Annotated in this window: 23 protein-coding genes; 9 read left to right on the top strand and 14 right to left on the bottom strand. The window is 34.1% G+C overall.

Going from position 1 to position 21,566, the window contains the following annotated elements:
* The 5 genes from IPM51_06405 to IPM51_06385 all read right to left on the bottom strand — a co-directional run bounded on the left by IPM51_06405 (window position 1) and on the right by IPM51_06385 (window position 5,474).
* On the bottom strand, window positions 1-969 hold the full coding sequence (locus tag IPM51_06405) for a hypothetical protein (protein ID MBK9283938.1): 969 nt from the start codon (window positions 967-969) through the stop codon (window positions 1-3).
* A 15-nt stretch (window positions 970-984) separates the two neighbouring features.
* A complete protein-coding gene (locus IPM51_06400; protein MBK9283937.1) occupies window positions 985-2,367 on the bottom strand; it encodes a hypothetical protein in 1,383 nt (460 codons plus the stop codon).
* 21 nt (window positions 2,368-2,388) lie between these two features.
* Window positions 2,389-2,895: a hypothetical protein gene (locus IPM51_06395; GenBank protein ID MBK9283936.1), complete on the bottom strand. Its 507-nt coding sequence runs from the start codon at window positions 2,893-2,895 to the stop codon at window positions 2,389-2,391.
* Complete coding sequence (locus IPM51_06390) at window positions 2,879-3,847, bottom strand: hypothetical protein (GenBank protein ID MBK9283935.1); 969 nt, start codon at window positions 3,845-3,847, stop codon at window positions 2,879-2,881. Before IPM51_06390 ends, IPM51_06395 begins: the two co-directional genes overlap by 17 nt.
* Window positions 3,848-4,022: 175 nt before the next feature.
* Entirely contained in the window at window positions 4,023-5,474 is a 1,452-nt protein-coding gene (locus IPM51_06385; protein ID MBK9283934.1) for a hypothetical protein, read from the bottom strand.
* Between the two features lie 173 nt (window positions 5,475-5,647).
* Between IPM51_06385 and eno the strand changes: the two genes are divergently transcribed.
* Window positions 5,648-6,937 carry a phosphopyruvate hydratase gene (gene eno, locus IPM51_06380; protein MBK9283933.1) on the top strand — a complete coding sequence of 430 codons (1,290 nt, stop codon included), beginning with the start codon at window positions 5,648-5,650 and terminating at the stop codon, window positions 6,935-6,937.
* Window positions 6,938-6,977: 40 nt separating this feature from the next.
* Here the strand turns inward: eno and IPM51_06375 are convergent, their stop codons facing one another.
* On the bottom strand, window positions 6,978-9,137 hold the full coding sequence (locus IPM51_06375) for a T9SS type A sorting domain-containing protein (protein ID MBK9283932.1): 2,160 nt from the start codon (window positions 9,135-9,137) through the stop codon (window positions 6,978-6,980).
* A gap of 252 nt (window positions 9,138-9,389) precedes the next feature.
* Here IPM51_06375 and IPM51_06370 point away from each other — a divergent pair, with 252 nt between their 5' ends.
* The 5 genes from IPM51_06370 (at window position 9,390) to IPM51_06350 (ending at window position 13,478) form a co-directional block, all read left to right on the top strand.
* A complete protein-coding gene (locus IPM51_06370; GenBank protein MBK9283931.1) occupies window positions 9,390-10,718 on the top strand; it encodes a citrate (Si)-synthase, eukaryotic in 1,329 nt (442 codons plus the stop codon).
* A 99-nt stretch (window positions 10,719-10,817) separates the two neighbouring features.
* A complete protein-coding gene (locus tag IPM51_06365; protein ID MBK9283930.1) occupies window positions 10,818-11,864 on the top strand; it encodes a cytochrome-c peroxidase in 1,047 nt (348 codons plus the stop codon).
* Between the two features lie 3 nt (window positions 11,865-11,867).
* Window positions 11,868-12,233, top strand: a complete 366-nt coding sequence (locus IPM51_06360) for a hypothetical protein (protein ID MBK9283929.1) — start codon at window positions 11,868-11,870, stop codon at window positions 12,231-12,233.
* Between the two features lie 8 nt (window positions 12,234-12,241).
* Window positions 12,242-13,003 (top strand): MBL fold metallo-hydrolase, encoded by a 762-nt coding sequence (locus IPM51_06355; protein ID MBK9283928.1) that lies wholly within the window; start codon window positions 12,242-12,244, stop codon window positions 13,001-13,003.
* 1 nt (window position 13,004) lies between these two features.
* Window positions 13,005-13,478, top strand: a complete 474-nt coding sequence (locus tag IPM51_06350) for a GAF domain-containing protein (GenBank protein MBK9283927.1) — start codon at window positions 13,005-13,007, stop codon at window positions 13,476-13,478.
* Window positions 13,479-13,481: 3 nt separating this feature from the next.
* Here IPM51_06350 and IPM51_06345 read toward each other — a convergent pair whose 3' ends face one another.
* The 6 genes from IPM51_06345 to IPM51_06320 are packed head-to-tail and all read right to left on the bottom strand — an operon-like array spanning window position 13,482 to window position 17,727.
* Complete coding sequence (locus tag IPM51_06345; protein ID MBK9283926.1) at window positions 13,482-13,829, bottom strand: Rieske (2Fe-2S) protein; 348 nt, start codon at window positions 13,827-13,829, stop codon at window positions 13,482-13,484.
* Between the two features lie 7 nt (window positions 13,830-13,836).
* Window positions 13,837-14,544 carry a 4-hydroxy-tetrahydrodipicolinate reductase gene (gene dapB, locus IPM51_06340; protein ID MBK9283925.1) on the bottom strand — a complete coding sequence of 236 codons (708 nt, stop codon included), beginning with the start codon at window positions 14,542-14,544 and terminating at the stop codon, window positions 13,837-13,839.
* 6 nt (window positions 14,545-14,550) lie between these two features.
* The gene (locus IPM51_06335; GenBank protein ID MBK9283924.1) at window positions 14,551-15,132 is read right to left on the bottom strand and encodes a hypothetical protein; all 582 of its coding nucleotides are present in this window, start codon (window positions 15,130-15,132) and stop codon (window positions 14,551-14,553) included.
* A gap of 1 nt (window position 15,133) precedes the next feature.
* Window positions 15,134-16,459: a YihY/virulence factor BrkB family protein gene (locus IPM51_06330; protein ID MBK9283923.1), complete on the bottom strand. Its 1,326-nt coding sequence runs from the start codon at window positions 16,457-16,459 to the stop codon at window positions 15,134-15,136.
* Between the two features lie 32 nt (window positions 16,460-16,491).
* A complete protein-coding gene (locus IPM51_06325; GenBank protein ID MBK9283922.1) occupies window positions 16,492-16,884 on the bottom strand; it encodes a hypothetical protein in 393 nt (130 codons plus the stop codon).
* Window positions 16,885-17,727, bottom strand: coding sequence for an aminotransferase class IV (locus tag IPM51_06320; protein ID MBK9283921.1), 843 nt, complete (start codon window positions 17,725-17,727; stop codon window positions 16,885-16,887). It abuts the gene before it with no gap.
* Window positions 17,728-17,906: 179 nt separating this feature from the next.
* Here IPM51_06320 and clpP point away from each other — a divergent pair, with 179 nt between their 5' ends.
* Both clpP and IPM51_06310 read left to right on the top strand, forming a co-directional pair.
* Window positions 17,907-18,578, top strand: a complete 672-nt coding sequence (gene clpP / locus IPM51_06315; GenBank protein ID MBK9283920.1) for an ATP-dependent Clp endopeptidase proteolytic subunit ClpP — start codon at window positions 17,907-17,909, stop codon at window positions 18,576-18,578.
* 133 nt (window positions 18,579-18,711) lie between these two features.
* Complete coding sequence (locus IPM51_06310) at window positions 18,712-19,332, top strand: hypothetical protein (protein ID MBK9283919.1); 621 nt, start codon at window positions 18,712-18,714, stop codon at window positions 19,330-19,332.
* Between the two features lie 56 nt (window positions 19,333-19,388).
* Here IPM51_06310 and IPM51_06305 read toward each other — a convergent pair whose 3' ends face one another.
* On the bottom strand, window positions 19,389-20,528 hold the full coding sequence (locus tag IPM51_06305; protein ID MBK9283918.1) for an acyl-CoA dehydrogenase family protein: 1,140 nt from the start codon (window positions 20,526-20,528) through the stop codon (window positions 19,389-19,391).
* 11 nt (window positions 20,529-20,539) lie between these two features.
* Window positions 20,540-21,067: an adenine phosphoribosyltransferase gene (locus IPM51_06300; protein ID MBK9283917.1), complete on the bottom strand. Its 528-nt coding sequence runs from the start codon at window positions 21,065-21,067 to the stop codon at window positions 20,540-20,542.
* A 234-nt stretch (window positions 21,068-21,301) separates the two neighbouring features.
* Here IPM51_06300 and IPM51_06295 point away from each other — a divergent pair, with 234 nt between their 5' ends.
* A complete protein-coding gene (locus tag IPM51_06295) occupies window positions 21,302-21,559 on the top strand; it encodes a hypothetical protein (GenBank protein MBK9283916.1) in 258 nt (85 codons plus the stop codon).
* The last annotated feature ends 7 nt before the right edge of the window (window positions 21,560-21,566 follow it).

The following is a 21,566-nucleotide window of genomic DNA, read 5'->3' as shown; positions in this document are numbered from 1 at the left end:
CTAAGGAATAATATGAATGATAAAATAATTTGTATAATATTTAGAACCATCATTAGGTGTTTCAGAAGGTGTTGCATGATCCGGATCCTTAATATAGGTGCGCATAAATATATATCCGGTATCAGGCAATACGGTATTTAAATTAAAATTTGTAAGCTTATAATTGTACTGTACGTTATCTGTTAAGGTCATATCTAAATATGTATTACCAGCGGCCACATAGTTTATTGGTGCAGATATAGCATTTGAGAAATCGTATCTGTTTGTACTAAATTTAATTTCAGCATTGGTTAAATTTTGATCTGCCGTTTCAAAATCTTTTATATATAACCAAATATCAACGGGGCCATTATTTTTTGAAATATTAATATATTTTGGACGCAATATTGGAGTAGAATTTCCGGTGTTACAAACTTGTAATCCCAAAGTATTAGGTTGTTTATTGCCTATAATTGCAGTATTTCCGAAAACATCTTTAGCGCCGGCATTAATCCAGTCGGTGATATTTTGAATATAAGTTGCATGTTGCGCAACAAACATCCAACTGGTATCATTCCAGGGCATTCTACCCTGCCCTAAGGTACCAATACCTGATCCGGGCGTTTGTGTTAATCGATGACGAAGAATAGAGAGCGCAGAATTACCCGGAACTACTCTATATTGATAACTACCCCCAACAGGTTTAATAATTGCCGGCGCATACACCAAAGTATTGTAAGCACTACTTATATTTCTGAAATCCGGTTCAAAATTACCATCATGGCAATTAGAATTGTTACAGGTTACATTAAATACATTTTTATAAATATATTCGAATGAAGTTGCGCTTGGATTGTAAGTAGAAGGCGGAACTTCCGGGGCCGCTAAGGAAGGATCATCAAAGGGATTAGCCGGTACTTCTTCATCTTTTTTACACGCCAAAAAAACAAACGTGAGAGAAAACAGTAAAAATAAAATATTCTTTTTCATTTTTTAATTGCAGGATTACATTAATTCATAAAATGATTTGGTTTGTCCTAAGGATCCATTGTACAAGAATCCATAATCTTGTACATTTTGTTTAATTCCTAAAATATCAGCTATGGTAGGTACAACATTCGTATTTAAACCTAATGGGTTATTAGCATCGCCCTTTACTAAATCTTGAGGAACGTCTGCTCCGATTAATGAAGTGAAAGAACGCAATGAATTAGCGTCGGAATGATCATACGCGAAATAGTTATTATCGTCTTTTATCGGATTTGGATTTAAGTCACGACCGCATTCAGGAGCAATTAACATGATTGTATTATTCGACATTTCCGGAATTTGAGTCTGGATATAATTCCATAAAAATCCTACAGAGTGATCTGCAATATGTAAATTTTGTAAATAACTGGTATAATTTTGATGACATGTATCAACTGCACCTAAATTCACAACGGTTAAAGTAGGTTTAAAATACTTTAGTAATTCTGCTGTATATCCAATGGTTCTTGCATCACCATTACTTGCGCCCGGAGGCATAACAACAGAATTTGTTTGGGTTTTAGTGAACATTGACTTCATGAAATTATGAATGTCATACTTTTCTGCTTCTGTATTTTTTAAATCAGGTAATGATTTTCCAATGTTGGAGAAATTATTATCTAAAAAAGCTTTCATTTTATACATTGGAGATAATTCATCATCCGGATGATACACTTTTGCATCAGAATACCAAGCTTGTCCTTGATTACCAAATGTTACACTTGGAGCAAAGAAATTAGCTCCATATTTAGCACCGAAATTTGGATGCTCACTGTAATTTAATAAAGGAACTGAAGCACCAATACCATTACCAACAAACCAAACTTTAGTTGCGGGTAACCCCATTTCTCTTCTTACATATTCAAAAATTGTAGGATATAATGGTTTTTGTTTTAACCCTTGAGAAGCTACTCTATTACCCTGCAATAATGCTGTCCATCCGTCATAATGTCCTGCTGTTATGCAACGAACTTCTTTAAATGAAGTGCCTTTGGATTGAATGGAGTTAGCCGGATTTAATATGGCTGGAATTGGATTTGCTCCGGTTAATCCGGAACCATATACAATTGGAGTTTTATTAGAATCCGGGGCTGATCCATTAAAAATGTTCGGCATTATGTTACCGGCGTTATCGGGATTATTTAAAGAAGGAATTTTTAATCCTTGTCCCAATTGCAAATAACCTTGCAAAGCAGATTCCTGATGACGAACACCACCGGCAAACATAACTAAAACCACGTGTTGCGCTCTCTGCACATTTGTACGCGGAAATAAAGTTCCGGTAGGTAAAATATAAGGAGATACCAGCGTACCTGCGGTGGTTAACCCTACTTTTTTAATAAATTCTCTTCTTTTCATTTATTGAAATATAATTACTTATTAATAATACATGTATTCATCAGAAAGTGCAAAGGACATATACACCAATTCCGGTGTAACATTAGGATCTGCTGTAATGAATTGTTTTAAATATTCTTTTTCTGCCTCCGATGGTTTTCTAACATAAAAGCGAACGTATGTGTCAGTAATGAACGTATTCAAATCGGCATTCATTTCGGTCACAGTTGGAATTTTCACTCCAGGTTTTTTCATCAAGTTGGCAATTAAAAGCTGACGGGCCAGAATTTGATCGCCAACTGAATCGAATGCTTGTGAAATAGCAAAAATATTATTTGATGATAAGGCTTTTTGAAACAAATTGGCATACAAAATTGAAATGTACTGATCTGTTGTTTTTAACCTCGTTTTGTTTACGTTAGGAGGTAACAAATTTTCATTGTTCACACCGTATTGGTATTCTGTTTTTGGTTTTTTACAAGATGTTATGGAAAATAATACTGATGCTATCAGTACTACCAATAATCGTTGTTTAGAAAAAATTTGCATACTCGTCGGATTTTAAAATGTTTCTTTGAATTTTAAATATGTCTTTATCGTTTGGCAATGAAGTCATACCTTCAATTACCTCTTGCGTATTTGGAAATCTAGCCAAAAAAGTTTTATATAACCACCTTACAGTGCCTTCATAAAACTCGTTACTGTGCGTTAGTATTTCAAAGTAGTCTCCTTTACTGTGGCCTGATCGACCAAATAATATTCCTGACTTACCGAATAAAATCATTTCTCTGGAAATTTCAAATTCATTTAAAGTATATTGCCTAAACAATAAATCGTTGAATGTATATTTAATGGTATTATCTTCATTACCCATGTATGAATCTGTTTTTGTAAAAGTGAGCGTATTATTAATCAAAATGGCACAGTATTCTTCAATCTCAATAGAGTCGTGTAAATAAAGCCATTTGGCATTGGCGGCTCTGGCTAAATCATAAGAATTTTTCTTACCTGCGTAAAATTCTGCCCAATTACCTAAAATGGAATCCTGTATATTACCAAAGTCCTGCAATCCTTTATAAAATAAAAAATCTGGTGTAGAAAATCCTTCGCATAATCTTACAGTAAGTAAATCATAAATACGAGTATTAGCAGCAATGGCAAATGAAGAATCGCCGGCCCTATGTGTTGTGTCTAATTGAAGTTTGTAAATTAAAGATTCTCTTGTGGAGATAGCTAAATTATTAGCAATTAAGTTATCCGTTTCAGCCTGCATTTCCGCATCAAAAGGCTCTCTTCCAATAATATCAATAAATAAACGATTTACATAATTTTCAATTTTCACTCTGGGCACTTTATCATAGTAAGGTGCATTATTATTTGCTACCAATTCAATTTTAGGATCTTTCTTTTTACAACCTGAGAAAAAAATGATTGAAATAAAAAAGGAGAAAAAAATAAAAGTTTGAGTTGAAAATTTAAAGGGTGATAAAATTGGTTTCATTAATAAAGGCTTTAAATAGTTATGCAAAATACAATTTTAAAAGCCCAAATTTTTAAAAAATAGTACAACAAACGAATGAGTTATGCTAATACGGTTTAGAAACTGATGAATGAAGGAGTTTATAGATTAATGTGTTATTAAAAAAGATTAATAGTAAAAATAGTTCGACGAATAATTAATTGAACTCATACGCGCCAGCAGTTACACTGCTTGTATTTCTGGCATTCATTTTAATATCCAAAGGAAATATTGTGGCATTATTTTGTGCTACTGTACTATTGAAATTCTTAACCTGATTTTGTCCGCTTTTGGGTTGAAATAAATAATTGGCTTTGTCCTCATACTCAATTGAAGTACTCCCTACTCTTATTTCATTATAATGGCTTACATCACTTACATCCAAAGTTGTCTTCATCCAGCAGCTATTAAATTTATGTTTAGGTTGTCGATTAACGTCACTGTAATCAAAGTCTAATTGAAATTCATTACTCAATTTCCCATCTATTATACAATTAATAAAATTAAACGTATCCAATGGTAGTACTTGGGTACCGGCATGATTATTTAAAAATACGGCCGGTTTTTCACGTGCCCCTTCTTTTTCCCAAAAATTAGCAAAGGTATTGTGAATGAAATTATAGTTTCCGCCCAACAAAACATTCAAACTATGCTCCTGACAATTATTAATGGAGTTATTGGCGGCATACACATTATATGCCAAACAATATAATCCCCACATACTCATGTTTTGAATTTTAGTATTGGTAAGTCTTAAGCGGTTTTTAACTCCTAATGTATCACCTAGTAATTCAGCCTGAATGCCAATAAATCCATTTTTTATAATAGCATAATCTATTGTATTATTTGTACTTCCTTCGTTTATCCAAATTCTATCCCATTGTCCGGGTTCATCTGCATAATCTGCTTCTCTTCTTACTCCCTGAAAAATTACTTCATTTCCTTTTTGACCGTACACTCTTAATTCTCCATACCTATATACCCACAATCCGGCTTTGTAATTAAAATAAACTCTTGTACCCGCGTTAATAACCAATTTTTGACCTTCATCAACTACTAAATATCCATAAACAATGTGCGGCTTATCATTTTTCCAAACATAATCATTTCCAATTTTGTCATAAGAAGCTTGTAGCGTATCTACCGTTGAATAAGGTATATAATTCCCGTCTTTAAAGTATAAAGCATTTGTTGTTTTATGATAATAAGCGTCTTGTCCCCAGGCTTCCAATACAACTATTTGCTGATTTCCGTTTACATTAAACTCAATATTATCAGTTACAATGGCCGGGGAATTTATATTTGTTGGATTTACATTAACCTGAATAAAAATATACATGCTATCATTTGCTGCAATTTCTAAATCATTGAATACTGTGCCTTTTAAGCCGTCTACATTAATAATAAATTGCGAAGAATTACCTTTAGCTAATCTGATTTGGGTAATTTTAATTTTCTGTTTATTCTTGTTGATAACCCGGATATTTTTTGTTGCCGAGCCAATGGTTGTAAACACGGTATCAAATAATACAGAATCTTGAGAAAAATGAACTTTAGCGGCAGAATCGGTAATAAACTTATCTTTTTTGCAGGATAACAAAAAAAGCATGAGGGATGCAAATATGAAAAAATATCTGGTTATTAGATTTAAAAGCATGATTCTCTGACTGTAAACGTAAGAAAAGTTTAAATAGTATTAAAATCTGCAATTGTTGTGTTAAAAAGATGTGAAATCAAACAATATAATTTGGTTAATTTTGTTGCTCAATAAAAAACAAGTATATGACTTTTATTAGTGCTATTAATGCCCGACAAATTTTAGATTCAAGAGGAAATCCTACTATTGAAGTAGATGTAGTTACAGAAAATGGTGCAACCGGACGCGCTGCTGTTCCATCCGGAGCGTCTACTGGAACGCATGAAGCCGTAGAATTAAGAGATAACGATAAAACGCAATATTTAGGAAAAGGTGTTTTTAAAGCGGTTAACAATGTAAATACCATTATTCAAGAGAATTTGAAAGGCATGTATGTTATGGATCAAACTCAGATTGATGCAACATTAATAGGCTTAGACGGTACAGAAAATAAATCGAATTTAGGCGCTAATGCAATATTAGGTGTATCATTAGCCGTTGCAAAAGCAGCGGCTGCAGAGGCTGGATTACCCTTGTTTAAATATGTTGGCGGAGTAAATGCTAATTTATTACCGATACCGATGATGAACATTTTAAACGGAGGTTCACATGCCGACAATGGAATAGATTTTCAGGAGTTTATGATAATGCCTGTTGGTGCTGAAAGTTTTGCGGATGGATTGAGAATGGGAACCGAAGTTTTCCATCACTTAAAAGCAGTGCTGAAGAGTAAAAATATGGGAACTAATGTAGGCGACGAAGGAGGTTTTGCGCCAAATTTTAAAAATAACGAAGACGCTATAAAAGCAGTTATTCAGGCCATAGAAAAAGCAGGATACAAACCGGGTGAAAATATGTTTATTGCCATGGATGCAGCTTCCTCTGAATTTTATAACGCTAAAGAAAAAGTGTACGATTTAAAAAAATCAACAGGAGATAAATTAACTTCCGATCAATTAGTAGATTTTTGGGCCGACTGGTGTAAAAAATATCCCATACTTTCTATTGAAGATGGTTTGGCAGAAGATGATTGGGACGGTTGGTTTAAATTAACTCAAAAATTAGGAGATAAAATACAATTAGTAGGCGATGATTTATTTGTAACTAATGAAAATCGTTTAATTGATGGAATTTCTAAAGGTGTTGCTAATTCTATTTTAGTTAAAGTAAATCAAATAGGAACTTTAACTGAAACTATTAACGCAGTCCAAACAGCACACACTAATTCATATACGTCAGTAATGAGTCATCGAAGCGGCGAAACAGAAGATACAACAATAGCTGATTTAGCTGTAGCGTTGAGTTGCGGACAAATAAAAACCGGTTCAGCCAGCAGAAGTGATCGGATTGCGAAATACAATCAATTATTAAGAATTGAAGAGATGCTTGGTAATTCGGCCAGATACTTAGGTACCGCATTACGTTTTGTACCTTAATTGTATTGAGGAATATTAAATTTCTTTTAAAGAAAAAGTATTATTCAATAAGGATTTTTATAGTTCTGGATTCATTCTCTCGAAAAAATTTACAGAAGTAAACACCTTTTCCGAGGTGTTTAATACTCATATATGAAGTTTTTAAGTCGGTGCAATACACAATCTTACCCATTATATTTTGAATTTCCACTTTAACATCCATCAAATCCATATATTCAATTTGAAATTCTCCACCGGAAGGGTTGGGAAATACCCTTAATTGACCTAACAACCCATTCCGATCAATCAATCCAACACAAGTAACAACAGTTAAAGTGGTTTGAGCCGTATTACTGCAATTACTTATTGAAGATGTGCCAATAACACTATAAGTTGATGTTACAATGGGATTTAAAGCTACAATTGCAGTAGTTGCCCCATTACTCCAGGAATAAGTGTTCGCCCCGGAAGCAGTTAATGAAATAGATGCGCCCAAACATAATGTATTACTACCGGAAATATTAACGCTTGGTGTTGGATTCACGCTCACGGTAATATTTTGAGGCAAGGAAAATCCACAGCTATTACCAGCGCTTACTGTAAATATGCCGCTGGATCCGGAAGTGGCACTAATGGATGTGCTTGTACTGCTTCCACTCCATCCTCCTGCTAAATTCCATGAATAAGTAGTGGCTCCTGAAACTGCAGTTACACTATAAATATTAGTTTGACCCGAACACAAAAGGGTAGTTCCATTTATAGCACCTATATTCATTGGAATTTGACACATTTTATGCACAAACAAATCTTCACCTCCAACACTTGCTAAAGTGGTAACACCTGCATTCGGGTCAAAATCAACCGACCCTTGAAAATTACCACAACTGTAAATATTGTTACTGGTGTTTGTTGCTATTGCATAACCCTGATCATTTCCTACATCACCAAATGATTTTGCCCACACAAAACTACCGGATGCATCAAAGCGGTTAAGATAAACATCCCCGGCACCGGCAGATGACAAAGTATACGTGTTTAAGCCTATATCAAAATCCACTGTAGAACTAAAGTATCCACAAGTATAAATATTACTTCCTGCATCAATACAAACCCCATAGCCCGCATCATTACCGCTTCCGCCTATATTGTTAGCCCATATAAAATTTCCGCCGGCATCTAACTTTGAAACAAAAGCATCTAAAACACCATTAGAACCTAATACATATAAACCAAGACCCGGATCAAAGTCAACATTCAACTCAAAAAAACCGGTTGTAACCACATTATTAGCCGCATCAGTGGCTATAGACCGGGCTTCATCACTACTAGAGCCTCCAAAAGATCTTGCCCAAACAAAATCACCTGAACTATTCAATTTTAAAACAAAAGCATCAGTTGACCCTGCAGAAGTGAGATTAAAAATTCCTATACCGGGATCAAAATCAACACTTGCATTAAAAGCTCCGGTTACCAAAACATTACCGGCGCCATCTAGTGTTATTCCGTAACCCGCATCAACATCATTCCCCCCAACAGCTCTGGCCCAAACAAAATTTCCGGTTGCATCCAGTTTAACCACATAAATATCGTCAATAACACCCGAAACCAAATTGTATGTTCCTAAACCGGGATCAAAATCTACCGTTTGATTAAAATATCCGGTCATAAAAACATTACCGCTTGCATCTGCCGTTAAAGCAAAGCCATGGTCGCTATCATTACTTCCAAAACGATGTGACCAAACAAAATTTCCGGCCGCATCCAGTTTTAATAAAAAAGCATCGTAACTTGAAGCTGCGGAAGTCATATTATATGTGCCGGGTCCCGGATCAAAATCTACAGAACCTGAAAATGAACCGGATATATAAACATTAGCGTTAGCATCTAAGGCTATAGAAAAAGCAGCGTCAGTTGAAACTCCACCAATTGCTTTCGCCCAAACAAAATTTCCGGCTGCATCTAATTTTGCGACAAAAACATCAACCGTTCCTAAAGAACTCAAGGTAAAGGTTCCAGGCCCCGGATCAAAATCTACAATACCTTCAAAAACGCCGGTATAAAACACATTACCGGAAGCATCTACGGCAAGGCTCCTGGCTAAGTCGGCTACATTGCCGCCACAAGCACGAGCCCAAACCAGATTTTGAGAACGAAGATTAAAAAAAATCGAAAGAAAAAATATCCCAATAGTATTTCTAAGTAAGTTGTTTTTTTTCATCATACATTTTATGCGCCTATTCGTAATATTTACCGAATTTATAAACTATAACAATATTAAAACAATTCCTAATACATGTATTACCTGTTTTTAAATTAAATTTAGATTTTTTATTATCATTAATCAAATCCCCTTTAATTCATTTTATTAAATCAGGCCTTTTTTGGCACAAACATAAAATATTGTAAAATAAACGCATTTTACTTTGATTATTATAGAGCAGATTGTAAATTAGTAACCTTAAATTACTTATTCATGGATCCATTGAAAGAAAAATTCAAAGCAAAGGCAGAAGTTCTTGCAGCTGAGATAAAAGACATAATTAAAACGAATGGCGATGTTAAGCTAGGCGAAATTACTGTTGCACAAGTTTATCAAGGTATGCGTGGTATGGTTGGTATGGTTACCGAAACATCCAGACTTGATCCTGAAGAAGGAATTCGATTCAGAGGATATTCAATTCCTGAATTAAGAAAACAACTTCCAAAAGCACCGGGAGGCACAGAACCGTTACCTGAAGGGATATTTTATTTAATGTTAGTTGGTGAATTACCTTCACAAGACGATGTAACTTTTATTACTACCGAATGGACAAAGAGAAATAATGTTCCTAAACATGTGTTTGACGTAATAGAACAATTACCGGTTGATACACATCCTATGACTCAATTTGTAATTGGTGTAATGGCTATGCAACGTGAAAGTGTGTTTGCCAAGGCATACGCAAAGGGAATAAACAAAAAAGATTACTGGGATTATGTTTACGAAGACAGCATGAATTTAATTGCACGTTTGCCTCGTATTGCTGCATACATTTATAGAAGAAAATACAAAGGGGGTATTCATATTGAACCGGATCATAATTTAGATTGGGCAGCAAATTTTGCTCACATGTTAGGATATGAAGAGTTTGATATGAAACGTTTGATGCGCTTATATCTTACTATTCATGTTGACCATGAAGGAGGAAATGTATCTGCTCATACAACGCATTTAGTGGGTTCAGCATTAGCTGATCCTTATTTGGCTTTTGCTGCCGGAATGAATGGGCTTGCCGGTCCTTTACACGGTTTAGCTAATCAGGAAGTATTAAGCTGGATTATGGAATTAAAGGAAACTTTAGGCGGAGGATTACCCAGTAAGGATCAAATAGCTGAATACATCAAAAAAACTTTAACCGAAGGAAAAGTAGTGCCGGGATATGGGCATGCTGTTCTCCGTAAAACAGACCCTAGATTTACAGCTCAACAAGATTTTTACAAAACGCATATTAAACACGATGATATTTGCGAAATCGTTCAAATGATTTATGAAGTTGCGCCCCCAATTTTGGAAAGTACCGGAAAAATTAAAAATCCTTGGCCAAATGTGGATGCACACTCCGGAGCTTTGTTAGTACATTATGGTATGTATGAATTTGATTTCTATACAGTGTTATTCGGCGTTAGCCGTTCCTTAGGTGTATTGGCTAGTTTAATTTGGGATAGAGCAACCGGCTCACCAATAGAAAGACCAGGTTCATTAACTACAGATAATATTAAGGCAAAAATTAAAGCTGCAAAAGAAGCTGCTACGAGCAAATAATTTGTATTATCGGCTTTTCTCTTCTCAAAAATTAGCAATTGTTTCGAACAATGCTGTTAATTATTTATTATCTTCGCTATAATCTTTTAACTAAAGCCGTTGAGGATATGGAATAAAATACTATTCATTTTTTTTGTAACGTGTACTTTTTCATGTAAAGTTGATCCTCGTATTATAGAAGAATTACCTTCTGACGAATTAAAGGAAATAATCCCTGACGGATGGCCTCAACCGGTTTACACGTTTAGCACCAATGCAATTACTGAAGAGAAATTCATATTGGGCAGGTCCTTATTTTATGAAACATTATTATCTAAAGATAATACCATTTCATGTGGCTCCTGCCACCAACAGTTTGTTGCATTTGCGCATGCAGATCATGATGTAAGCCATGGAATAAATGGATTACTAGGAACGCGAAATTCTCCTGCACTTTTTAATCTTACCTGGCATACTAGTTTTATGCACGACGGAGGTGTGAATCATATTGAAGTTCAACCCCTCGCTCCTATTCAAAATCCAATTGAAATGGATGAAAACATTTCTAATGTACTTACTAAATTATCTGCCAGCGCAAAATACCGCAAGCTTTTTAATGATGCTTATGGTGATGATGAAGTAACAAGCCAACGTATGTTCAGAGCCATGAGTTTATTTATGGGGATGATGTATTCTTATAATAGTAAATATGATAGAGTTCGAAGAAATGAAGGATCATCCTTTGATGATTCCGAAGCCAGAGGCTATCAATTATTTCTTTCCAAATGCAATAACTGTCATACCGAACCTTTATTTTCCGATTTTCAAATGCGGAATAATGGCATTGCAGTTATCCCATCAATTAATGATTCCGGTAGAGCGCATATTACGGGAATTCCAACTGATAAATATAAATTCAAAACACCCTCTTTAAGAAATATTGCAATTACAGGTCCTTACATGCACGATGGAAGATTCACCACTTTACAACAATGTTTAAATCATTATAACACTCCATTTACAAATACCGTTAACCTTGACCCCTTATTACAAACCGGCATAATATCTTTGTCGAACCAAGACAAAACAGATATCATTAATTTTTTACATACCTTAACTGATTATAAATTTATAAACGATAAGCGTTTCGCAGATCCAAATTTTTAAAAAATGAATAAACGTTTGATTTTATTGGTTTTTACACTTATTTTACTTGCTTGCAAAAAGAATCAATTGGGAGGAACTTCAACTATTGAAGGAAAAGTTGTTCATCATTCTAAAGAAATTCCAGGCGCACGTGTGTTTATAAAATTCAATACCGCGGATTTTCCCGGAAACGATACGACTAAATATGATGAAAAGGTAATTGCGGATTCAAATGGCAATTATTCGATAAAATGTTTTAAAGGAGAATATTATTTATATGGTGTAGGAAATGATTATGCCATATCGCCTCCTCTTGTTGTTGGCGGTTTATCCGTTAAAATCAGAAAAAACGAATCAGTGAAAGCAAACATAGCCGTAACCGAAGATTAGAAATGAATTTGAAACTAACTTTTTTAGGAACCGGTACTTCGCAAGGAATACCCTTAATTGGATGCAATTGTGATGTGTGTACAAGTGCAGACTTAAAAGATAAACGTTTACGAACCTCCGTTTTAATTGAATCAAATAACACAAGGGTTGTAATTGATACCGGACCTGATTTCAGAACACAAATGCTCCGTGAAAAAATAAACAAACTGGATGCCGTTATTTTCACACATGAACATAAAGATCATATTGCAGGATTAGATGATGTAAGAGCATTTAATTATATCAATAAAAAAAAGATTCCGGTGTACGCCAGTGAACGAGTTCAAACTGCATTAAAAAGAGAATATGCTTACATTTTTTCTGATGAAAAGTACCCGGGCATTCCGGAAATAGAAATAAACACAATTAGCGATATTCCATTTACCATTGGGAATTTGTTTATAGAGCCAATTAATGTATTACATTATAAACTTCCCGTGAAAGGATTTAAAGTAAATAATTTGGCTTTTATAACTGATGCTAATTTTATAAGTGAAGGTGAAAAAAAGAAACTTATGAATTTGGATGTTTTGATTTTGAATGCCTTAAGAAGAGAAGCCCATGTTTCGCATTTCACTTTTCAAGAAGCACAAGAATTAGTAAAAGAACTTAAACCAAACAAGGCTTACTTTGTACACATGTCACATCAATTGGGCAAACACGCTCATGTTGACAATGAACTACCTGAAAATATTGAATTAGCATTTGACGGACTTCAAATCATCGTTTAATATGGCGGAACAAATAATTATACTAGCAAAAGACAAGGAATCAAAATACAAAGAACTAGTTCCGCAAATGAAACTTTTATTAAGCGGAGAAAGCGATTTAACGGCTAATCTGGCTAATTTTACAGCAGCCTACAAGGAAGTATTCAACCATCTTTGGGTTGGGTTTTATATAGTGAAAAATAATGAATTGGTTCTTGGTCCTTTTCAGGGACCAATAGCTTGCACGCGAATTCAATTAGGACGTGGCGTGTGCGGTACTGCCTGGAAACTAAAAAAGACCATGTTGGTAAGAGATGTAAATACCTTTGAAGGCCATATAACTTGTAGCGCTTTAAGTAAAAGTGAAATTGTAATTCCGGTATTAAAAAATAATGAAGTAGTTGCTGTACTGGATATTGATAGCGAATATTTAAATGCTTTTGATGAAACAGATGAAAAATATCTAAGTGAGTTAATTAAAAGTATCAATTTTTAATTTTCACATTTCCCACCACGAAGCCTTAACACCTACATAAACTCCATCATTTCTTATTTCAATCGGAAAAATTTTTAATGCAAATGCCGAACCTGAAGTAGCTTTACCGGAAGAAATATCGAAAGAATAACGATGAACCGGACAAACAATTTCATTTTTAGAGGTACAAAAACCTTGACTTAAACTTGCGCCGTTGTGCGGACAACGATCAGAAAAAGCAAAAATTCCTTTTTCCGTTTTAGTAATACAAATTTTTTCTCCTTTAAAAAAAATATTAATAAGAGCGCCAGTGTCCATATAATTCTCACTGTTTTCCTCCTTATCAAATATTTTTTTCCAGTGATAAGCCATTCAATATTTAAATTAAATCATTCATTGAATACACCCCTGTTTTTCCAATTAAAAATTCAGCTGCTAAAACAGAGCCCGTTGCAAAACCTTTCCGGTTATGCGCTTTGTGCATAATTTCGATATCATCAATAGGAGAGCTATATTTAATAATATGTGTTCCCGGCACCTCCCCTTCTCTTTTATCTGTGATGTGTAGCACATTAGCTTGTTTTTTATCCAAACTCCAATCTTCTTTACGTTTGATTTTATCTAATATTTGAGTAGCTAAAGTTAATGCCGTGCCACTTGGTTTATCCAATTTATGGATATGGTGAATTTCTTCCATGCTCACATCATACTCCTGATATTTATCCATTAATTCCGCCAAATACGTATTAACCTTAAAAAATAAATTTACGCCTACACTAAAATTGGTGGCATGAAAAAGTGAGCCGGAATTATTTTCACAATGCGTAACAATTTCCGAAAATTTATCATACCATCCCGTTGTTCCAACTACCACCGGAACTTTTGCATTTAAACATTTATAGATGTTTTCAGTAACAGTATGTGGCGTGCTAAATTCTATAGCCACATCTGATTTTTTCAAATTTTCAATCGTTAAATCATGTAAATTATCTTTATCAATTTTTAAATTAATCTGGTGACCTCTTTGAAGGGCAATAGCTTCTATCTCTTTGCCCATTTTGCCGTAGCCCAATAATGCTATTTTCATAATTTTCTATTTTAAACTTAATCGCAGGGTTACACCCGCTGCAAACTTATAATTTGTGTTGCTTGTTATATATAAATCTTGCCACGGGCTAATTTTTAAACTTAAATCATCACTCACATCAAAAGTTTTTAAATGTGCATCTACATTTGCATCAATAATATTTAAAAGATAAACTGCAATTAATCCAATTGCCCCCATATCTCTTCTTTTTCTATAAGTGGTTTTCCAGGTTAACAGTTGATCGCCGCTTAATCCGGTATTATTTACGGTAGTTGAGTCACCATCATATTCCGCCTTTAAATACTTCCTGGCTACATTATATTGTTGATTATAAAAACCAAACATGTATCCAAATCCACCTAATCCTGCATAAATGATTGGCATTTTCCAGTATTTTTTATTGTAGGCTTGTCCGGCTCCCGGTATGATAGCACTTAAAATAGTTGCAGTTCGAACCTTTGATTTTTGCTTTGAATTTTCTTTTCTAATTTGGATGTTTTTAGTTTGAATAAGTGTATCATTATTCTGGCCTTTCATAAAAAAAGAAAAAAGCAGGCAAAATAAGAATACAATTTTCAATTTATCCATATTAAACTATAAGGTCTTTAATTTTGGTTTGCCCGATTTCAGAGTCCATCAAAGTTTCCATTTTCAACATAAATCCATTCATCTTTACCATACTTTCCGATTCGTCAATTGGTATTGTGTTCACTCCATTCTTATCCAACATTTCAAATAAATACTTTACATTGAATTTACTCTCAGTAACACCCGGCTGATAGACAATTTCTTCTTCTTCGTCAGCACGCACTTCAACAAAAATATTACAAGCTACAAACTCATTCACCATATTACGGGCTAACTTATTCGGTAAATCCAATTCATGGGCAATTTCATTAATGGTTAATGCCTTTTTACCTTCATAAAATCTTTTGGCGACTAAATTTGATATAAGCAAAGCAATTAAACGTCGGTATCTTGTACTTAAATTATTAATATCCTCGGCTAACTCATATTTTTCTGCATTTTGATTTGCAAAAGCTAATTGTGCTCCAAACAATACAATGTACCAGGTATATTGTATCCAAATTAAAAATAGAGGCAAGGCTGCAAAACCTCCGTAAATGGCGCTTAAACGACTAGCTCCAATTTGAAACTTAACATATCCCCATCCTAGTAATTCAAATAAAACTGTAGCTAAAACAGCTGCGGCAAAAGCCGATTTAAATTTCACCTTAGTATTTGGTAAGGCCATATATATAAAAGTAAAAACTCCGGCAACCAAAGTGTAGGCCAGTAATTTTACTAAAAACACACTCACAATTCCTAAATCGAAAAAATTTCCCATTTTAGTTTGTACTGCAACAGTTAATCCGCCCGATAACATAAATAAAACCGGACCAACAAGCATAATGGTAAGGTAATCTGTCATCTTACGAATCCAGCTTCTACCCCTTTTTATTTCCCAAACCTGATTAAAAATTTCTTCAATATTCACTAATAATTTCAAAACACTCCACAAGAGAAGCACAATACCAAAACCGGCAATAACACCACCTTTTGTTTCAGAAAGCATTTTATTGGCGTACAAAAAGGCATTGCTTAGTACTTCCTCGTATGTACTGTATTTCTTTAAAATCATTACTTGCAAAGAATGATCAACACCAAAACCCTTTGCAATGGCAAAAACCAAAGCTAAAACAGGTACAATGGAAAACAAGGTGTAAAAAGTAAGTGCGGTTGCTGATGTTATACAATTATTTTCTTTAAATCCCTTAAAAGCTAAGGTAATAACACGTAATTGTTTAATTATAAAAGCTTGTCTTGAATCCAGTTTATCTAACCTCACACTCCAAATTTGATGCGTAATAAAATCTTTTGCTTTTTTAAAAGCCAATATGGGGTTTAGATTCATAAAACAAATTTAATAAATAATAGCGAGCAGAATTAAGGACGCCATTTATTTGTATAAGCTTGGCTGTAAAAAGCAATGCGATTAATGGCCTGCATAATTCTATCTAAGGTGAATAAGGCATTAAACTCGTAAGTTTCTTTAACAAAAAGAGTTTTATTTAAAAAAGTAAAAGAAGCTTCAACCAAATTATGATTTTCTTCCAGTAATAATTCGAGATTAGTTAATACGGCAGCATTTGGATTTATTGTTATCGGACTCATAACTTGTATAAAAACAAGTTCATTTTGCGCCCAAACATCAATCAAAACTTCAGTAGAATTATCTTTTCGAATGGAATATTGTCCTTCGTCCGTTTTTGCTTCTTCCGGATTTACACCCAGATTTTTTAATGAAGATTCAACTTTAAGAATCGCCTGATTAATCATTTAATGTGTTAGTTTATTAAGCTTTTCTATAAATAACTGGGCCATGTGATTGGTGTAAAACTTCTGTTTAAACTGCCCAACCCATTCCACTCCTTTAATACTACTAGTTAAAAAAACTTCGTCACCATTCATCAAGGTATTCATGGTAATCGGACTTTCAAAAGTTAATATTTTGTTTTCGGTTGCCAGATTCATAATTTGTTTGCGCATAATGCCGGCCACACAACCTTCACTTAAAGGTGCTGTATATAAAGTTCCGTTTTTAACCACAAACACATTTGCACTAATACTTTCACAAACATTTCCTAACTCATTAATAATAAAGCAATCGTCTAATTTCATACTTTGCTTTGCCAAACCGGCTAATACAAATAGTAAAGCGTTACCACTTTTAATATTGGCTAATTTATTAATGGGTTTTTTAGTATCGCCGTAAATATCCATCCACAAGCCTTTTGAATTTAAAGTATAAACCTGATCCAATTCTTCACTTTCAATTAAAAAAGAAATATCATTTGATTCAGGCGTATAATAACCACCCTCATTTCTAAATATAGTTAGTCGAATTCTTGCGTTTGGCGCATGCGAATTATGTTTTAGTAATTGAATAATTAATTCATTTACATTTTCATAATTAAATTCAGCCGGAACGTTCATTCTCAAAACAGTCATACCTAATCGAAGTCGTAAAATATGATCCCTCAAAAACATAATTCTATTATTACATAAGCGAATAGTTTCGAACAAGGAATCGCCATAACGAAAAGCCCTGTTGCTAAATGCAACCGCAGGCTCATAAATACTAATGAGGTGGCCGTTGAGTATGCAGTATTTATCTTTCAATCCGAAAACAAAATTGCTTAAAAAGAAGCGCTAAAGATTTAATAATCAAGATATTTAATAACAATTAAAGGTTGATGACTTAAAAATAGTAAGATTGAAACGTTAATAAAATATTTATTATTAATTACGGTTTTGGAATTGCAAAGTGTACTTTTGGCTACTAACTTAAAATTAAAATTATGTTTGATAACAACGAATTCAGAAAATACGCAACCATGCATGCGGGTATTAATAGTTTAACTTTTGATTCTTATGCAAACCGAATAACATCTTCCTTAACACCTTACATTATAGAGGAGCGTCAACTCAATGTTGCGCAAATGGATGTGTTCTCTCGATTGATGATGGACAGAATCATTTTTTTAGGAACCGGAATAAATGACCAAGTTGCTAATATTGTGCAGGCTCAATTATTATTTTTAGAAAGTGTTGATGCTAAAAAGGATATTCAGATATATGTAAATTCTCCGGGCGGAAGTGTTTATGCAGGATTAGGTATTTATGATACTATGCAAATTGTAAAACCGGATGTTGCTACTATATGTACCGGAATGGCAGCCAGTATGGGTGCCGTTTTGCAGTGTGCGGGAGCTAAAGGAAAAAGAACAGCTTTGAAACATGCCCGTGTTATGATTCATCAACCTTTAGGTGGTGCTGAAGGACAAGCCAGCGATATTGAAATTACAGCTAGAGAAATTCAAAAATTGAAAAAAGAATTGTATGAAATAATTGCAACACATAGTGGGCAAACCTATGACAAAGTGTGGGCAGATAGCGATAGAGATTACTGGATGACTGCAGCAGAAGCTAAGGCATACGGAATGATTGATGAAGTACTAGAAAGAAAATAATAAAATATTAAAAAGTTAAAATCTCCTAAATAATTGGGAGATTTTCTTTTTATAGCGCATTGAATTGATTATTGGCACTGATTTTGTGTGTATATTTTATATCTTTGTTAATCACCTTATAAAACCCAGAATTATGAGAAAAAGTATTTTAGCATTTTTGATTGTTGCCACGGCAATATCTTCATATGCTCAACCTCGTGGAAAAAAACCTGTGATGGCCCCAATTTTAGCTGATGGTTATTATATTGGTAATAAAGGCGACACAGTTAAAGGAGAAATCCAGACGAATCCCGATGACGAACTAGATTTATATAAGTCTATTATGTTTAAGAAAAAAGGTCCGGGTAAATTAGCCGTAGTGGATAGTCGTAAGGCAAAAGGATACGGATTTAGTGGCAGACATTTCACAATGGTTCCTTACGATTCCGAATCAAATGTATACATTGAAAGATTGGTAGATGGACGTTTAAAATTTTATGAATTCAGATATCCGGATAAAAAAAATGGAGAAGAAATTATTTCAGCTTCTTACTATGTACAAGATTCCGGGGCTGATGATAAAGAAGCGGAATTAAGAGAATTAAAACCTTTAAACAACAACTTTTACAAAAAGGAGTTAAAACCTTACATGAAAGCGCAACCAATGACCTGGAATGATTTGGATAAATTTACTTTTGTTCGTGCACAAGTAGTTAATGCAATTAAAGAATTCAATAAGTTTTACGAAACTACTGCTCCGGCTGCTGAAGATTAAGCTGTATCAAAATAAGATTTAAAAAAAAAATCCTCTGAATTTTCAGAGGATTTTTTTTATTTTAATAATTCACGGGCAATTACCAGTTTTTGAATTTCACTTGTACCCTCACCGATAGTACAGAGTTTACTATCACGATAAAATTTCTCTACCGGAAAATCTTTCGTGTATCCGTAACCGCCAAAAATTTGTACGGCTTCTGTACTTACTCTTACGGCTACTTCGCTCGCATAATATTTAGCAAATGCACTTTCTTTGGTCATTTTCTGACCCTTATTTTTTAAGTCAGCTGCTTTAAATGTCAATAATTCTGCTGCTTCAAATTCAGTAGCCATATCAGCCAGTTTAAATGCAATGGCTTGAAATTTAGATATAGGTTGTCCAAACTGCTGTCTCTCTTGTGCATATTTTATACTCGCATTAAGTGCACCCTTGGCAATTCCTAAACTGAGTGCAGCAATACTAATTCTTCCACCATCTAATACTTTCATGGCTTGAACAAATCCATCACCTACTTTTCCTAATACTTGTGATTTGTGAACTCTGCAATTTTCAAAAATTAATTCTGCGGTTTCACTGGCACGCATACCTAATTTATTTTCTTTTTTCCCACCTTTAAATCCGGGCGTATCACGGTCAATTATAAAAGCAGTAATACCATGACTATCCAATAATTCTCCGGTTCTGATTAAAACCACGGCCACATTGCTACTGATTCCATGTGTTATCCAGTTCTTCGTACCATTTATTACCCAATAATCTCCATCTTGTTTGGCTACACACTTCATGCGCATGGCATCGCTTCCGGTACCTGCTTCGGTTAAACCCCAAGCACCAATATATTCGGCTGTAGCCAATTTGGGTAAATACTTCTTTTTTTGTTCTTCATTACCAAATTGTAAAATATGTCCGGTACACAAACTATTATGCGCAGCCATTGAGAGGGCAATTGAACCACAAATGCTGCCTAACTCTGTGATTGCGGTTACGTATTCAGTATAACTAAATCCTGAACCTCCGTATTCTGTAGGAACTAAAACTCCCATTAAACCTAATTCGCCCAATTTTTTAAAAACTTCAATAGGGAATTCTTGACTTTCATCCCATTCCATCATTTTAGGTAAAATGTGATCTTTACCAAATTTGCGAATCATTTCGGCAATCATTTGTTGATTTTCATTTAACTGAAAACTCATTCCTGTATTTTCTAATACTGTACTAGACATGTTATATTATTTGAGTGTTTTTTAAGTTTTTCTATTCCATTTAAAAATCCAAGTTCTACAATAAAATTAAATCCTGCTACTTGCGCTCCGGCCATTTTCACCAAATTGGCTGCAGCTTCAGCAGTGCCTCCGGTGGCTAGCAAATCATCATGTATAAGCACTTTCCAATCTTTTTGTAAAGCGTCTTCATGCATTTCAATTTTACTACTACCATACTCAAGGTTGTATTCAAAACTTAGTGTTTTATACGGCAATTTACCTGATTTTCGGATTAATACAAAAGGAATATTTAATTTATTTGCCAATAACATCCCAAATAAGAAACCACGGCTTTCTATACCTGCTATTGCATCGGGTACCACTTTTAGCTCTTTTTGAATTCCTGCAATAATTTCGTTGCAAAGATTTTGATCATAAAATAATGGCGTTATGTCTTTAAATAAAATTCCGGGTTTTGGAAAATCAGGCACATCACGTATCGTTTTAATAATATCTTCTTTTAATGCCATTTGTGGGCTACAAACATAATTATTTTAAGTGAATGGTGCATAAATTTTTACGGACTCTTTATTTCTAGTATTTGCTGCAGCTTTGTAATTCAGCAAGTAAAATTGCTATTTAAATGAGTGAAATAAAATTGGCTTAGTAGTACATGAGCAAAAATGAGCGAAAAATAATGAATTAAGAACCTTGCTCAATAACTTTGTAATGGAATACTTTTAAGAACAATTAATTAAATGCTTATGAAAAACTTTAAAACCATTTTAACGCTCACCATTATCGTATTGTGCAGCTTTGGGGCTTATGCCAATCCCTTGGTGAATTTTATTAGTCTTCATGCCAATACCCTTGATTTAATTTATGTATTCTTAGGTTTAACAGCCTTATGGATATTGATCTTTTATCCAAGTAAAATAGAAAAAGCGAAAGAGCCATTTAAGTCAAATGTGAATAAAAGTTTAATTCTGGAAGGCAGAAAAATAATCCGTAAAACCCAATAGATCCGGA

This window comes from Sphingobacteriaceae bacterium, from assembly GCA_016715905.1.
GTDB lineage: Bacteria > Bacteroidota > Bacteroidia > B-17B0 > Aurantibacillaceae > Aurantibacillus.
Note: the sequence above shows the minus strand (reverse complement) of the source record. Positions and strands in the feature narration are given on the sequence as shown.